The 14576-nt window shown below is 42.6% G+C and carries 15 protein-coding genes; 6 read left to right on the plus strand and 9 right to left on the minus strand.

From position 1 onward, the window contains the following. Positions 1-41 precede the first annotated feature (41 nt). The 3 genes from V7O62_RS12740 to V7O62_RS12750 all read right to left on the minus strand — a co-directional run bounded on the left by V7O62_RS12740 (position 42) and on the right by V7O62_RS12750 (position 2767). On the minus strand, positions 42-1139 hold the full coding sequence (locus V7O62_RS12740; protein WP_406656710.1) for a chemotaxis response regulator protein-glutamate methylesterase: 1098 nt from the start codon (positions 1137-1139) through the stop codon (positions 42-44). Next, complete coding sequence (locus tag V7O62_RS12745) at positions 1140-1496, minus strand: response regulator (protein ID WP_406656711.1); 357 nt, start codon at positions 1494-1496, stop codon at positions 1140-1142. A 332-nt stretch (positions 1497-1828) separates the two neighbouring features. After that, positions 1829-2767, minus strand: coding sequence for a nucleoside recognition domain-containing protein (locus V7O62_RS12750; RefSeq protein ID WP_406656712.1), 939 nt, complete (start codon positions 2765-2767; stop codon positions 1829-1831). Between the two features lie 181 nt (positions 2768-2948). Here V7O62_RS12750 and V7O62_RS12755 point away from each other — a divergent pair, with 181 nt between their 5' ends. From V7O62_RS12755 to pyrG, 3 genes are read left to right on the plus strand one after another with little or no spacing between them, the layout of a single operon-like run. After that, complete coding sequence (locus tag V7O62_RS12755; RefSeq protein ID WP_406658301.1) at positions 2949-3131, plus strand: methytransferase partner Trm112; 183 nt, start codon at positions 2949-2951, stop codon at positions 3129-3131. A gap of 18 nt (positions 3132-3149) precedes the next feature. After that, the gene (locus tag V7O62_RS12760) at positions 3150-3830 is read left to right on the plus strand and encodes a hypothetical protein (protein ID WP_406656713.1); all 681 of its coding nucleotides are present in this window, start codon (positions 3150-3152) and stop codon (positions 3828-3830) included. 22 nt (positions 3831-3852) lie between these two features. Next, complete coding sequence (gene pyrG, locus V7O62_RS12765) at positions 3853-5439, plus strand: glutamine hydrolyzing CTP synthase (RefSeq protein WP_406656714.1); 1587 nt, start codon at positions 3853-3855, stop codon at positions 5437-5439. A 38-nt stretch (positions 5440-5477) separates the two neighbouring features. Here pyrG and truD read toward each other — a convergent pair whose 3' ends face one another. Genes truD through V7O62_RS12790 form a run of 5 tightly spaced genes read right to left on the minus strand, consistent with a single transcriptional unit; the run spans position 5478 to position 10092 of the window. Next, positions 5478-6794 carry a tRNA pseudouridine(13) synthase TruD gene (gene truD, locus V7O62_RS12770; protein WP_406656715.1) on the minus strand — a complete coding sequence of 439 codons (1317 nt, stop codon included), beginning with the start codon at positions 6792-6794 and terminating at the stop codon, positions 5478-5480. Positions 6795-6798: 4 nt separating this feature from the next. After that, complete coding sequence (locus V7O62_RS12775; protein WP_406656716.1) at positions 6799-7986, minus strand: transglutaminase family protein; 1188 nt, start codon at positions 7984-7986, stop codon at positions 6799-6801. 41 nt (positions 7987-8027) lie between these two features. Next, the gene (pth2, locus tag V7O62_RS12780; RefSeq protein WP_406656717.1) at positions 8028-8375 is read right to left on the minus strand and encodes a peptidyl-tRNA hydrolase Pth2; all 348 of its coding nucleotides are present in this window, start codon (positions 8373-8375) and stop codon (positions 8028-8030) included. A gap of 47 nt (positions 8376-8422) precedes the next feature. Beyond that, entirely contained in the window at positions 8423-9331 is a 909-nt protein-coding gene (gene mptN / locus V7O62_RS12785; protein ID WP_406656718.1) for a tetrahydromethanopterin:alpha-L-glutamate ligase, read from the minus strand. Then, positions 9328-10092 carry a DUF434 domain-containing protein gene (locus V7O62_RS12790; protein ID WP_406656719.1) on the minus strand — a complete coding sequence of 255 codons (765 nt, stop codon included), beginning with the start codon at positions 10090-10092 and terminating at the stop codon, positions 9328-9330. Before V7O62_RS12790 ends, mptN begins: the two co-directional genes overlap by 4 nt. A gap of 177 nt (positions 10093-10269) precedes the next feature. On the opposite strand from V7O62_RS12790, the gene V7O62_RS12795 reads away from it, so the two are divergent. From V7O62_RS12795 to V7O62_RS12805, 3 genes are all read left to right on the plus strand, one after another. Further along, positions 10270-11907, plus strand: a complete 1638-nt coding sequence (locus V7O62_RS12795) for a DUF835 domain-containing protein (RefSeq protein WP_406656720.1) — start codon at positions 10270-10272, stop codon at positions 11905-11907. A 73-nt stretch (positions 11908-11980) separates the two neighbouring features. Next, entirely contained in the window at positions 11981-12679 is a 699-nt protein-coding gene (locus V7O62_RS12800) for an RAD55 family ATPase (RefSeq protein WP_406656721.1), read from the plus strand. A 102-nt stretch (positions 12680-12781) separates the two neighbouring features. Then, positions 12782-13204, plus strand: a complete 423-nt coding sequence (locus tag V7O62_RS12805) for a DUF420 domain-containing protein (RefSeq protein WP_406656723.1) — start codon at positions 12782-12784, stop codon at positions 13202-13204. A gap of 3 nt (positions 13205-13207) precedes the next feature. Here V7O62_RS12805 and ftsA read toward each other — a convergent pair whose 3' ends face one another. After that, positions 13208-14563 carry a coenzyme F390 synthetase gene (gene ftsA, locus V7O62_RS12810; protein WP_406656724.1) on the minus strand — a complete coding sequence of 452 codons (1356 nt, stop codon included), beginning with the start codon at positions 14561-14563 and terminating at the stop codon, positions 13208-13210. Between the last annotated feature and the right edge of the window lie 13 nt (positions 14564-14576).

A 14576-nucleotide genomic window follows, 5' to 3' on the forward strand; every position in this document is an offset into this window, starting at 1 on the left:
TCGATCACTGTTTTAAAAATTAACATTCCCAAATCACCCGACTATTTTAGCATCATGACTATTTCATCTGATATCTTTTCCAGGGCTACAACACTATCCGAGAGACCTCGCTTAACTACGGATTTTGGCATTCCGTAAACAACACAGGACTTCTCATCCTCGGTTATTGTTCTCCCGCCTGCGTTTTTAATCTCTTCTGCACCATCTGCTCCGTCAGCTCCCATTCCGGTTAGGATTACAGCCAGGATATTCTGTCCGTATATTGGCACAAGTGACTTGAAAAGGATATTCGCGCAGGGTCTTACTCCCTGTTCACGAGGTTTCTGGTTCAGGGAAATTACTTCCTCGTTCCTTCCATTGATATTTTTCTGGACTATTTCCATATGGTAGTTGCCAGGTGCCAGGTAAACAATTCCATTCCTGACCACATCTCCGTCCTTTGCTTCACATACCTTAAGCTTTGATTGTGAATCCAGCCTTTGAGCCAGTGAAGCTGTAAAACCGGCTGGCATGTGCTGTACAATAACAACAGGTACATTCAGGTCTTCTGGAAGATTTGGTACGACCTGTTCAAGCGCACGTGGTCCGCCTGTGGAGGAAGCGATTGCAAGTATCTTCTGTCTGGATAATGGCTTCCGTTTAGCATTTTTCAGCTTATTCAAAGGCCTTTTCTCCCTTTTGCTCCCACTGTTCTCCTTGGATTTGTTGACCTGCTCCTCCATAAATTCCAGTTTCTTGAGATCTACCTTCGATGCCATTTTTACTTTAAGGCGAATACTACTGGCTATATCTGCTATGTTAAGACTGATATTTCCGGAAGGCTTCTGGATAAAGTCAACTGCTCCGTATTCAAATGCATTCAATGTTCTTTCGGCAGACTTCGAGTCGATGGCTGTTAGCATTACTACCGGGGTCGGACATTCACTCATGATGTATCCCAGTGCATGTAATCCGTCCAGTTTGGGCATCTCTACATCAAGGGTGACTACATCAGGTCTGAATCTTTCCACCTTTTCTACGGCGTCAAGCCCATTCCTTGCGGTTGCTATTACTTTGAATTCATCATCCTCTGTGAGAATGTCAGAGATAACTTTGCGCATTAAAGCCGAGTCATCGACAACAAGAACATTAATGGTCATTTACATTACTTTTCCAATAACTTCCAGTACTTTCGTAGCGTCGAATGGTTTCACTATGAAATCCTGGGCACCGCTTTTCAGTGCATCCGTCACTACGGACTGCTGTCCAATAGATGAACACATGACTACTTTTGCTCCGGGGTCCATTTCCATTATTTTCTTAAGTGCGTCGATACCTTCCATATTTGGCATAACTATGTCCATAAATACCAATTCGGGGTTTGCCTCAGGGTACTTCTGAACAGCATCTAATCCGTCAACACATTCTGCCACGACTTCATGACCGTTCTTTTTCAGGATATCTTTGATGACCATGCGCATAAAAGCAGCGTCGTCCACAATCATTACTTTTGCCATTTTTTTTGTATCTCCCTTTATTTCTGTGTGTAACAAATGCACAACAAGTAATTGTCACGTGGTTTCTATTCCCACGTAATTATATAGATGATAATATAATATATTAATTTATTGTTTAGTTTCCATAAATGGATAGCTTAATTATGCCGACTGTCTGTTTGTTTCCTGAATGTCCAATTCAGTGTAAAATCTACAAAAACACACAGTACAGTTTTATCTAAGCGTATATCTAATAAACCATTCAGTAATAATATATAAATTTTCATATATATTACTTTTCTCATATATGCGGTGAACTGATAAACTGCTAAACTGGCTAAGCTGATATTTGTTCACCTGACAATAAAAAGAAGAACTACCAGTATGCAGAACCTGACCAGCATACTTATCCCTGTAGAAAAGGCCACGATTCTTACGCCTATGCGTGGTCCGAAGATGGATACGTACCTTGGGAGAAGAGTCCTGAAACTAAAAAACGGGAGCATGAACATACTTCCAAGCATAAGAACTACCATTGCCTGATGATAAGATATGCTGTTACTGCTTATCATTGGTCCCAGCAAAGATATCCCAAGAATAGGACTTGCAACGTAAGTCGTCAGGGGTACTATACTTTCAGCCGGAATTCCGAAAACTTCGGCAAGCGGTAGTACATTGAAAGACTCAAACGCACCTATGTCCCTGAGATAGAATACCAGTGTCGTCATTGCAAGATATATCACAACAATTTTGGTGAACAATCTTTTATTTCTTTTCAGGGATTTCCTGGTTGCCTCCTTCAAGGTTACCTTTTTTTCAGTAAAAGTTTCCTCGAAGACACAATGATTCTTCCTGAGTAGAAGTTTGCTGAGGATTATCACAGTACTGATCTTGACAATTGCAGTCAGTATGAACACCATCACATAAAATCCGCCTACTACCGCGCCCAGTGCAGGAAGGACAATAGGTATCTGGTAAGTGAGTATTTCCCTGATGTATGCTGGTGTACTGTTGAATACTGCGCAAAGCATTGTCTCCCTGTCATCAATACATCCTCCGTCCCTGAAATTGACCACCATGCTGTTAGCAGCGACAGTTGATCCCATAGCTACAATGAACGATGAAGCACAGGCATCAGGCAGATTCGTGTGTTTGAAAACAGGACTTGCAAAGCGTGACAGTCTTTGCATAAAGCCCATTTCGATGAGAATTCCTGTTCCGAAAAGGCCAATGAATATCACTATGAGTACGGGAACTGCAAAATCAAGGACATCGGCCAGAAGGGAGAACATAGGATATGATTACGGGTAAACACCTAAATTAAGCTTGTCTTAGAATAATGACATTTGAAATATGGTTCCCATAACATTGCTTCCGTTCACAAAATGTTAGGGAGGAACTCAATTAATTACTACGTTAAATATAATAGCAAAAACTTATATTTTGTTAATCTATTGATAAGTAGTGATCGAGATGAAAAAGGACCTGATGAAAATTCTTGCATGCCCTATCTGTAAAGGCGACCTTGTCCTGAACATTGAGAAGGAAGATGAAAAAGAGGTTATTTCAGGGACTCTTTATTGTTCCGTTTGTGATGAATATTATCCTATTGAAGAGGGCATTCCTAACATGCTCCCTCCCGATCTCAGGGAATAAACCAGTGAGGACATCTAATTGCAACAGGTACATATCAACAGGCTTGGAGTTAACTCTATAGAGTTCGAGGACGATACTGTTGAAATACCTTTATCTCCCGGTGAGGAACGCAGTTTTGAGCTTGTGATGATAAATTACGGTGCTCCTACACATGTAAGTTTGTCAGTTAGCGATTCTTTATTTGAGAATATAACTATTCTTGAAGATAATCCCTATGTGAGGCACGAAGAATATATACCGCTGATAGCCAGGATATCCTATGCAGGAAGGCTGTATACAACAGGCCAGGTCTTTGTGACGGTGGGTTATGGCTCGAAAAAGGCAAGCTTTAACCTTAACATTGGTGTGCCGGGTCCCGATGAAACAAACTTTTCGGTAGATGTGGACAGTTCGTTGTCCCTACCAAACAAAGATCAGAAAAAGAGTTCTTCCCCGGATGTCACCCGCAGGAATAAGCGGAGTTTCCATCTGCCGGATATATCAATGCAGATGCTGGTCTCAACATTTAATGCAGCATCTTCAAAGTCCCTTTATTTGGTAGCAGCCCTTGTAATGGTCATGTGTGCTACATTGCTGGCAATTATTTTTGTTTCAATTGATTTCGGACCATTTTTCGGATTTTACCAGGCTGTATTTTACTCGATTCTTTTAACTTCTTTCATGGCTTTCCTACTGATCAAACTTCCAATATTCAAGTAAAAATTCAAGGCAGAGGCATCATATGAAATATATTATTGTAACAGGCGGAGTAATGAGCGGATTGGGTAAGGGAATTACCACCGCTTCTATCGGACGTAACCTGAAGAACAAAGGCTATAAGGTCACAGCCATCAAGATAGATCCTTATATTAACATTGATGCAGGTACCATGAGTCCCTTCCAGCACGGTGAGGTTTTCGTGCTCAAAGACGGAGGGGAAGTCGACCTTGACCTTGGAAACTATGAGCGTTTCCTGGATACGGAACTGACCCGGGAACACAACCTGACAACCGGAAAGGTATACCAGTCAGTGATATCAAAAGAGCGCAGGGGTGAGTATCTTGGAAAAACTGTCCAGATTATCCCTCATATCACTAACGAAATCAAGAGACGCATAAAGAAAGTTGCTGCAAAGAGCGGCGCTGATATCTGCCTGGTAGAAGTTGGCGGAACAGTCGGTGATATCGAAAGTATGCCTTTCCTGGAAGCTGTCAGGCAGATGCACAGGGAAGAACCCAAGGGAGACCTTGCTTTTGTTCATGTAACTCTTGTACCATTGGATCCACAGGGAGACCAGAAAACAAAGCCTACCCAGCATTCAGTAAAGGAACTGAGGGAACTCGGCCTGACTCCGAATGTGATAGTTACAAGATGCAAGGAACCATTACTTGACAGCACTATCTCCAAGATAGCTCTTTTCTGCGATGTTCCCGAGGAAGCAGTGATAAGTGCCCACGATGCAAATGACATATACGAAGTACCTCTCATGATGGAAAAGGAGGGTCTGACCAGTTACCTCATGAAGCTTATGAACATGAGTTCAGATACACTTGATTGCTCCTGGTCTGAAATGGTTGAGAGGATGAACAATCTTAAAAGCGTGGTTAAAATCGGGATTGTTGGTAAATATACACATCTTGAGGATTCCTATCTTAGTATTAGTGCTTCCATCAAACACGCATGCATCGATTGCGGAGTAAATTTCACTACTAGCTGGATCAATGCCGAGTCCTTCGAGGAAGATCCTTCTTCCATTGAAACACTTTCAGAGTACGATGGAATACTTGTACCTGGAGGGTTTGGCGAAAGGGGTACTGAAGGGAAAATAATGGCTATCAGATATGCCCGTGAGAACGATATCCCTTACCTTGGACTCTGTCTTGGTATGCAGCTGTCGGTTATTGAATTTGCCAGGAATGTAGCAGGTCTGGGGAATGCCAACAGCACTGAATTCGATGAGGATACGCCTTATCCTGTAATAGACCTGCTTCCGGAACAGGAGAATGTTGTCGACATGGGAGCAACCATGCGTCTTGGTGATTACGAAGCGGACCTGAAATCAGGTTCACTTGCCGAGAATATATACGGATGCTCCAAGATAATAGAACGTCACAGGCACAGATATGAGGTAAATCCCAATTTCATTGACAGGATAGAAGCAAAAGGCATGGTCTTTTCTGGAAAGAACAGAAACAGAATGGAAATTGCAGAGATACCCGGTAAAAAGTTTTTCTTCGGATCCCAGTTCCATCCGGAGTTTAAGTCCAGGCCAGGACGCCCTTCCCCGCCGTTCAAGGCGTTCATACAGTCAATGATATGTGAAAGCTGAGTAAGAATTAAGAATTAAAATTGGGGACAAAAATGTCCCTAACTCATTTTAAGCGGTTCCACTTTCATATATTCCCTGAGAACCGTTGTTGCATAGCATCCTTTCGGAAGAGTGAAATTCAGGGTAGCTTTGCTTTTTCCGGGATTAAGCTCGTCTTCATCCACCTGGAAAGATGGTTCGCAGTGGATCAGTATCTCCCTGCGGAGTCCCCTTGAAGCCATATCAGGGATTTCCGGTACTTTGAAACTTTCAACTGGCATGTTTGTTTCAGAAAAAACATCATCCTCAATGCTTCCCGGCTCTCTGGATGCTAATTCAGTATCGTAACCTATCAGCGGAGCGGTCACAAAAGCTCTTTTTCTCCTGACGAGGTTATTCATCCCGTCGACATTCTCTTCAGTTACATGCTGTGTTTTTGTAACATCAGGAAGTCCCTCTTTATTCTTGAAACATACGATGTCTCCGGGTACTGCAACATCCAGAGGTAATCCCTTCTCAATTCGCTGGCAAATAATCCTGTTGAAATTGTATGACTGGTATGCATGAACGAACATCTTGCTTATGTTCCTCGCAAGAACCCCAAAGCAACCCTTAAAGTCGCCGGGATTCTCGACAAGGTAGTGCATCATTGCTCTTTCGTATCTGAGACGCAGGGGGTATATCTTCAGTCCTTCTATGAAATCCCTGTTTTTCCAGACGGTATCACGCACTTTATTTACATCGTCAGGTTCATCCGGAAATGATTTTGCAATATAGATAAGTGCTGCTTTTTCAAAATTACCTTTGAGGATCTGTTCCCCTACAAGATGTGTTACAGGCCTGATGGCTCCAAATCTCTGTATTCCGAAAAAGTTGGGAACTCCTCCATAAGCCTTTATCTCTTCCGTAACGGTTGTAAGCATCTGCTCCAGTTCCTCAGGGTTATGGTCGATGTTCCTGATTGTAATTATGAATTCATTCCCGAAAAGATCTCCAAGCTCCAAAGACCTTTTAGACCTTCCGAGCACTCTCAGTTCCACATCTTTCAGGTAGAAATTCTCAATATCCTTTTCATCAATGTCGTAGATACTGATTTTCTGTGTAGTCTTTGCTCTCTTATCTTTAGTTCCTGCAAAACTGATGCGTTTCTGGCTGATTCCAAGCTTCCGGGACATATCCCTTACCAGATGATGCATGTCCCAGTTGCGTTTAATGAGTTCGACTATGAGCTGTTTGCCCGAATCTCCTTCCTCACGGTTGCTTATCTCTTTAACTATAAAGTCATCAATTTCCTGCCGGAGCTGGCCTCCGAGACCAGGAACCGAAGTGCAGTAAAGATCAATTCCAATCTGTTTTTCCACGCTGGGTATATCCATGATCCTATTCCTCATACTGGGGTGCGATATCTATCACTGTTACCTGTGAAGTATTCAAAAAGGTCCAGCTTCCGTCAACAGGTGCTGTTCCTCCGGGAAGTCCTCCTACGTACACACTTGAAGTCGGGTCCATCATAAGCCAACAACCGTGTTCATCACTTGTATAGTAGACAGGTACAGGTCCGTAATAATGCTGGATGGCTTCTATGACATTTTCTATGTTGTCTGCATCTCCTGCATATACGGCGGCAAAAGCATGTGTATCCGTCATATATATTCTGGAGGTTCCTCCGATGGATTCGACAAGTGATGCAAGCAGGATTGCATAGTCATCACAATCACCTGCTCCGACCCGAAGTGTATCACGGGGCTCGGACCATAGGTCCCTGCCTCTCGGATCACTGATGTACTGGATGTTGTCCCTGGTGTCATCGAAAAGGGAACATAACTGGTAGATATTATATTGCCCTGGATGTTTTTTTGCGGACACTGCAGCCATTTTCCTGACTTCTATGTCATATGGAGTTATCTTCTCATTTACCAGCTTAAAAATATTCGCCGGATTGTTAACATAGGGAGTTTCCTCCATCTCTGGTTGCTGTTCCACATCTACTGTGAACTCATCAAAATACTGTCTTTGGTAATCGTGCCACTTTCCAGATGATGTCTCCACCATCATTGATACTCCTGACTTCAGCGCCATCTCTTCTGTATTTTCAGGAATATTGAATGATATATGACCTATTATTTTTTCTTCACCTGGCAGGATTGTAATGCTTGTGTCCTGGCCGTGCCACATATCATTACCTGTCTCCAAAAGCCCGAAATCATAGACAAAGACAGTGTTTTCACCAAGGTTTTTTATGTATATGCTGGTAACTCCCTCAGTACCCTCGTAAAAGCCTGCATAGTAATAATAACTGCTTGATAATTCAAAACCCGGTGCAAAAGATGCATCTCCGGATGGTTTGTTTTCCAGGGTATAAGGTGCCTGTGAGGGTGTAACAGGAACGGTTATTCTTAAGGGATCTAATTCGTAAGTAGATTCTGCCTGTGCAAGTGTAGTTGAAGAAGGTGACAGTAGTTCCCTTATGCTCTGTGCGGGTTCAGAAACACATCCCGAAGCCAGAAGAGAACCCAATATCAGGAAAAAAGCTATGGGTAGGATATACTGTTTTTGCAGTTGTTTCATATTTGTCCCTGATATGTTTTATTAATTTTTTTCTGTTTTGGTTAAAGGAGTTTAAGGTTGCCGGTTATTTTGTCAAGTTCTTCTTCCTTTGCAGGTCCGATTCCAAGGACTGTTACTGTTCCGGGTTTAACTTCGGTGAGTCCTGCATCCTGGATAAGTGCCGTGGCGATGTCCTGCCTTCTTGCTATTTCCTTGAGCTCGAACAGTTCCCGGGTATTTGCCACACGCAAAACTACTTTTTTCTGACCGCCTTCTTTCCATTTTTCCAGAGTTGACCGGTCAGCCCATTCAGAAGCAGATACTGCTGCATGAGCAACCTGGACTGCAAGTTTTCCTTTTGATAACTTCAGGTCATCCCTGACAATTATGCATTGTTTATATTCACTCATTTGATATACCATCGTTTTCCAGGTATTTTATATTTTACACTCGGCATTCACGTCAATTTAAGAATGGATTCTATAATACGTTCGGTTACATCGATGTTCCATGCACTGTAAATTCCAGCTCCTGATGGCGTTGCATTGATCTCCAGAACCCTGGATCCTTCCGGTCCTTCTATGATATCAACACCTGCAAAGACAGTACCTACGGCTTCTGCTGCTTTGATGCACATTTCTTCCTGTTCATCACTAAGTATGCATTTTGCAGGGCTTCCTCCCTGGCTGAGGTTACTCAACCACCAGCCTTCAGCAGCCTGACGATATATTGAGCCGACTACTTCACCGTCAATTACAAACGCTCGTATGTCACGGCCGGAGCTTTCAACGAATTCCTGTATGAATATCATCCCTTTCTCTTCAAGCACCGATTTAACCAGTTCTTCCACACCCCCTCCTCCATTGGTCCCATCCGGTTTGATGATTTTTCCATCCTTTATCCTGGATATCCCGATTCCCTTGTAGCCGAAAACGGGCTTGAGCACTGTGTCCTGAAAATATTCAAGTGTTTTCATGGCAGTTTTTGGATCCTGAACGACCCTTGTTTCGGGAATGGGTATTCCTGCCCTGGAGAACAGGTATGAACAGTGATACTTGTTTGCAGCATTCTGGATTGCAGAAGATGGATTAATCACAGCTGTGCCTTCTGTCTCAAGTTGTCGGAGGATGTCAAAGCGAAAAGTAACAGAATCATTTTTTCCAGTACCCATGTCACGGACAATGAGTGCATCAAGCTCTTTCAGGTCCATGCTCCCTGTATTGTATGACAGATGATCATTAATATCTGCCTTTGCCTCTCGCAGGTCAATTGCACAGACTTCAATGCCTTTTCTCTTAGCACTTTCAACAAATGATTTTGCAGTCCAGTCATCCGGGTCGGTTACGGCGATTCCAAGTTTTTTCATACTTCTATTTTTCCTTCAATGGTATGATCAATATCAGGTCTCAATGAATGAAGAAATAACTGATCCTCTCTTTCAGCAATTACACAGGCAGGTATATCTATAACATTTTCTACCGCATCAATGATAACTCCATCTGCAGTTGCTACTATTGAATTTCCTGATACTCTTTTAATTTCGTTGTCGACATTCCCTGATGTGAACACATCTCCTTTTATAGGGACTTCTTCCATTTTTTGCCTGATGAAGGTAGCAAGTTCTCCGCTCTTGCTCATCTGCCTGTCTAAAAATACAATGACTGATCCCACTTTATGAACCACTAGCATTTCTATCATCAGGTTCAATGCTTTGCAAGTTGTTTCATCATTGACATGGGCACTGAAAACTCCTCTGTTGTCCCTGATAAAGCCATCATCTCCCGTCCACATGTCTTCGCCTTTCAGGTAATTTTCCAGGGTTATGAGCACATTGTATCCATCAATTACAACATGCCGGCTTTTAAGATCAGTGCATATAAGTCTCTTGTTCCGGCGATCTGATGCAATGGCTGGTGCAAGGATATTTCTTGAGAGAATGAATCTTTGCTCTTCTTTTAGGAGATGGTGATCGCATACAAACCTGATAGCGCTATTTTTAGGATATCCTCTCCCAAGCAGATAACGTATCTCTTCTGCAGCCGCTATCAATTCCTTATCCAAATCAGGCATTTTGTCTTCCACATCTCCGCATACAGCCGGTTTTGCTTCATGTAGTCTTTCCGGCATTATCTTCAGGTATAATCGTATATCTCTATCACTGAAGGTTTGAAATTTACTCTCCTTATAGAAGAGCTTAATAGTTATCTACTAATATTTATATGCTTTAATTATATATGTTACAATTTAAGGGAATGCTGGACTATGCAATGGATAATGTAGTCTTGCCGAATGAGTGATCATATAATGGAAGATGAGAAAAAAGGAAAGGTTCTCATTGTCGATGATGAGCCGGTAAATGTCAAACTTCTTGAGGCCTACCTGGCAAGTGAATACGATGTTATCACCGCTTACGGGGGAAAAGAGGCTCTTGACAGGGTTGAGGAACATCATCCTGACATAATTCTTCTTGATATAATGATGCCTGATATAACAGGCTATAAAGTATGCGAAATACTCAAAAGCTCCGAAAAGACCAGGTTCATACCTATTGTGATGGTAACCGCCCTGTCAGGTGTTGAGGATCGGATTGTCGGAATCAAGGCAGGTGCCGATGATTTTTTGACAAAACCCCTTGACAGGATTGAGATCAATACAAGAGTCAGTTCTCTTCTCCGGATAAAGCAATTGCACGACGATCTTATAAACGAACGTGATCAGGCAAAGCTTTACCTGGACCTTGCGGCTGTTGTACTTGTTGTACTGGATGAAAGAGGCAACGTCAAGCTCATGAGTAAAAAGGGGTATGAAATTCTGGGCTACACGGAAGATGAGATAACAGGTACTGATTGGTGTGACAATTATCTTCCTGCTTCTGCACGTCAGTCCTTCGTGGACATGTTCAGTAAGTTCCTGGAAGGAGATACTGTTCCTGGGGGTTACTTCGAGAGTCCTGTGATCACCCGAAATGATGAGGAAAGGATAATTGGCTGGAATAACATCGTTCCGATGATCAACAATGGACAGGTGAACGGAATATTGATCTCAGGTACTGATGTGACGGAGAGGAAAGAGGCAGAGGAAAAAATCAAAAGGGCAAATGAGTATCTTGATAACCTTTTGAAAGCTTCTCCAATTGCAATGCTTTCTCTGGACAGCAACGGGAACATTTTGACAGTCAATAATAACGCAACTGAACTTCTGGGTATGGATGTCAACGAGCTTCTGGGAAAACCTATCTCGTCTCTTGTAGATGAAAAAGATCTTTCGCAGTTCATGGACGCAAAGGACATTGAGATCGTTTTCACTAATGGGGCTGGTGAAAGAGTCCCTATGAATGTGTCAACATCCCTTGTGATGGGTAACAGTGGTGACAACAACCTGATTGTTACGTTGCAGGACAGATCTGAGTTGCGCGGACTTTTCATTACACCTCTTACAGAGGACATTCAGGAATCTTTCCAGGAAGATGAATCTGAACTGGATTCCGGCTTCATGTACCTTGTTGACTGTTCAGACAACGGGGAGGGTTATTCTATCTTTTCCCACCTGGTCAAAAGGGGAAAGCCGGGTTTGTGCATTACACGAAACAATCCTGAGAATATCCGTGTACAGTACGGTCTTTCTAAAACACCATTCGTTTGGCTCAGCAAGAACAGAAGTCAGGTTCAACAAACTATAGATCCCACGGAGCTCTTCAGGATACATCCGACGATATCTGATTTCATTAATAAGGTTGATGACGGGGTCATATTAATGGATGGTCTGGAATATCTGCTTCTGGACAATGACTTCATATCCGTTGTTAAACTGATGGAACAAACCAATGATACACTGATGGCTTCTAACTCAATAATGATACTTCTGATTGATCCCGAGGCAATTGATAAAAAAGAATTCCACTTGCTGAAAAGATGGATGAAGGTATTGAAAAAGAGTGATTAGGTTCATTGTCATCAAAACAAAGTCTTTAATTAAGACAAGTATTATACTTACCTGATACGCACGGACAGAGAACATGAGATTCGTAGACACAATACATGGCTTGAACGAGGCTTTTGAAACGGACATTCCCAGGAACAGTGTTGTTCTTGTGACCGGAGCTGCAGGTACTCTGAAATCAGGTTTTACCTTCCAGGTTTTATCAAATTATCTCAATAATGTGGATGAGTATGGTTTGTATATAACACTTGAGCAGAGTGAAGAAAACCACCTCAAGAACATGCAGAGCATGGGAATCAACCTGTCAAAAAAGCTCCACATATCCGATTTCAGTGATTACAGGGTCATGTATGGTGATTTTCCCGACGATCTGTTGAATCTTCTTGAGCAGAATATCCTGGAGTTCAAGAGGAACACTGGTGAAAAGTGTACGTGCCTTGCTATTGATTCTCTCGGAGCGCTCTATTCGTTGCTTGATATCGAACCAAGGGAATTACGTAAAAGAATGTACAGGATGCTGGAATCATTCAGGCGTGAGAACCTTACTACTTTTTTAATACTTGAGGAAGGCAAAGCTTCAGATATTAATGATTCTTCAACCGGTGCTGAGGGATATCTTGCCGATGGGATAATCGAACTTGGATTGCATCTGAAAGGCAACGTTGCAAACAGATATATGCGTATTAGAAAAATGCGTGCAGCTTCCCATAGCATGGAACCTTGGATATTGACTGTGTCCGACAGCGGTTTGAAAGTCTACAAAGGGAATTTCTGATCCGGATTGGCCAAAATTGTTTTATATGGTTCTGGTCCTTCTCTTTATGAGATGTTTTGCTTTATTGCAAATCTCGTGGTGTAGTCTTGGGAGGTGTGGCCAATGACATCTATAGTAGATATGGGTTTTTTAAGCCTTATTATTCAATTTCTGTTACTTCTGATGGTTCTGTTCGGAGTTAGCCTGATTTCAAAGGGGCAATCCGGAAAACACTGCAAAATCATAAGTCTTGCAGTTATATTGCAACTGATATCCGTCCTTATTTTCATGTCTGCTGAAATGGCATCTTTCCTGGAGTATAACTTTGGAAGCACATTTTTGGTGGTACTCTTGTGGTTACATCACCTTGCAGGGATTTCAGTTTTCCTGCTTGTCATATACATAAGGCTGGCTTTATCTGGAAGAATGATGTTTCTGGGTAATCCTTACAGATGGATGAAGATCACCCTTGTAATCTGGATACTTACATTTATCGGTGGTGTGATGATATACCTTTATGTCTGGCAGGGAATCAGGCTGATATGAAAACTACCTTCGGTCCACTATCCTTTTTGGCCTGCCTTTAATCTTATACAGTTCAAGTTCCCCGGGTCCCATATAATTGAAAAGGACATTGAGTTTCCCCTGAATATAGGCATCTTCAAGTCCGCTTTTGAACCTGAAGAATGATCTCAGGAAGTTTTCTTCAACAATACTTCTATCGCACCTGCCTGTATCTTCACATTCCACGCTGACTCTCAAAGTGGTCTCTTCCCCGTCTCTTCCTCCATACAGGAAAGCTTCATACTCGCCGGTGAGATATTCCATGTTTTCTCTCTGAAACACTCCTTTTTCAATATCTACGCGGTTGAAGGGTGTCTCTGCTATCCAGAAAGTCTCTGCTTCTCTCTGCGGATTCAATATTTTCATATGTGTCCTTCCACAGGCACATTTTTCACTTGTTTTGACCACTGTCGTATCTTCTGTGTCGTAGTTGAGAAGTAAAGTCCCACACTTAGCACCCACTGGCAGGAGTGTTGTCAGCACGATTCTTCCGCATTCGCCATCCTTTACGAAATTCTTCATGTGGGGATCATAGACATCCAGATGTACAAGGTCCTCAGGAACGTGTAATCCGTCAATTTGGGAACATTCTCCGCACATGGTGCCTTCAGTGCTGCCGTATGTATTGAATACGTCGCAACCCCACAGTTCCGATACGTATTCACGGGATTCCTCCGGGAAACCTTCTCCTCCGATCACAAGTCTTTCGATACTTGATTCGGAGGGTTCCATGCCTTGCTCCTTCATCCTTTTAGCCAGGTGTATCAGTTTGAAAACACTTCCTACTATGGATGTCGGTCTGTAGGATTCCATAACCCTGGGAGGAAAAGTGCACTTGCCGATAGGGATTATTGTCATTCCAATATATCTGGCCGCAAGTGTCATCGTATTTGCACCTACATTCATGCCATAGGATGCGCATATCACTACTCTGTCCCCTGGGCCGAACCCCTGGGATACAAAACTACGTGCATACTTCTCGGCGTAACGCTCCCAGTCTTCCCATGTCAGGAAAAATGATTTTGGAATACCACTGGTCCCGCTGGTCTCATGTATTGTGAATATGCTTTTCCAATCAACTGATCTGAATCCAAAATTGTTGATCTCAGGTGGCTGATTTTCGCGTATGGTCTTTCCGGATATAATGGGGAGGTTCAGCAGATCTTCATGTGATTTGATGTCTGATGGTTTGATATTATTATCGCGGAACCATTTTTTGTAGAACATCGAGCTTTTGGCTGCATAGTCAACAGTGTACCTTATACGCTCTTCCACAAGGGAATCGAGCTCCCCTCTATCCATTGTCTCGATATCGGGGCGATAATATTTTTCTGTCTTCATTCTTCGGCCTATC

Source organism: Methanolobus sp. ZRKC2 (assembly GCF_045291185.1).
In the GTDB taxonomy this organism is placed as follows: Archaea; Halobacteriota; Methanosarcinia; order Methanosarcinales; family Methanosarcinaceae; genus Methanolobus.

Excerpts from the sequence above, each read along its gene's own strand:
- V7O62_RS12740 (WP_406656710.1), bottom strand. The coding sequence starts at position 1,139 with ATGACCATTAATGTTCTTGTTGTCGATGACTCGGCTTTAATGCGCAAA.
- V7O62_RS12745 (WP_406656711.1), bottom strand. The coding sequence starts at position 1,496 with ATGGCAAAAGTAATGATTGTGGACGACGCTGCTTTTATGCGCATGGTC.
- V7O62_RS12750 (WP_406656712.1), bottom strand. The coding sequence starts at position 2,767 with ATGTTCTCCCTTCTGGCCGATGTCCTTGATTTTGCAGTTCCCGTACTC.
- V7O62_RS12755 (WP_406658301.1), top strand. The coding sequence starts at position 2,949 with ATGAAAAAGGACCTGATGAAAATTCTTGCATGCCCTATCTGTAAAGGC.
- pyrG (WP_406656714.1), top strand. The coding sequence starts at position 3,853 with ATGAAATATATTATTGTAACAGGCGGAGTAATGAGCGGATTGGGTAAG.
- truD (WP_406656715.1), bottom strand. The coding sequence starts at position 6,794 with ATGGATATACCCAGCGTGGAAAAACAGATTGGAATTGATCTTTACTGC.
- V7O62_RS12775 (WP_406656716.1), bottom strand. The coding sequence starts at position 7,986 with ATGAAACAACTGCAAAAACAGTATATCCTACCCATAGCTTTTTTCCTG.
- pth2 (WP_406656717.1), bottom strand. The coding sequence starts at position 8,375 with ATGAGTGAATATAAACAATGCATAATTGTCAGGGATGACCTGAAGTTA.
- mptN (WP_406656718.1), bottom strand. The coding sequence starts at position 9,331 with ATGAAAAAACTTGGAATCGCCGTAACCGACCCGGATGACTGGACTGCA.
- V7O62_RS12790 (WP_406656719.1), bottom strand. The coding sequence starts at position 10,092 with ATGCCGGAAAGACTACATGAAGCAAAACCGGCTGTATGCGGAGATGTG.
- V7O62_RS12795 (WP_406656720.1), top strand. The coding sequence starts at position 10,270 with ATGGAAGATGAGAAAAAAGGAAAGGTTCTCATTGTCGATGATGAGCCG.
- V7O62_RS12800 (WP_406656721.1), top strand. The coding sequence starts at position 11,981 with ATGAGATTCGTAGACACAATACATGGCTTGAACGAGGCTTTTGAAACG.
- V7O62_RS12805 (WP_406656723.1), top strand. The coding sequence starts at position 12,782 with ATGACATCTATAGTAGATATGGGTTTTTTAAGCCTTATTATTCAATTT.
- ftsA (WP_406656724.1), bottom strand. The coding sequence starts at position 14,563 with ATGAAGACAGAAAAATATTATCGCCCCGATATCGAGACAATGGATAGA.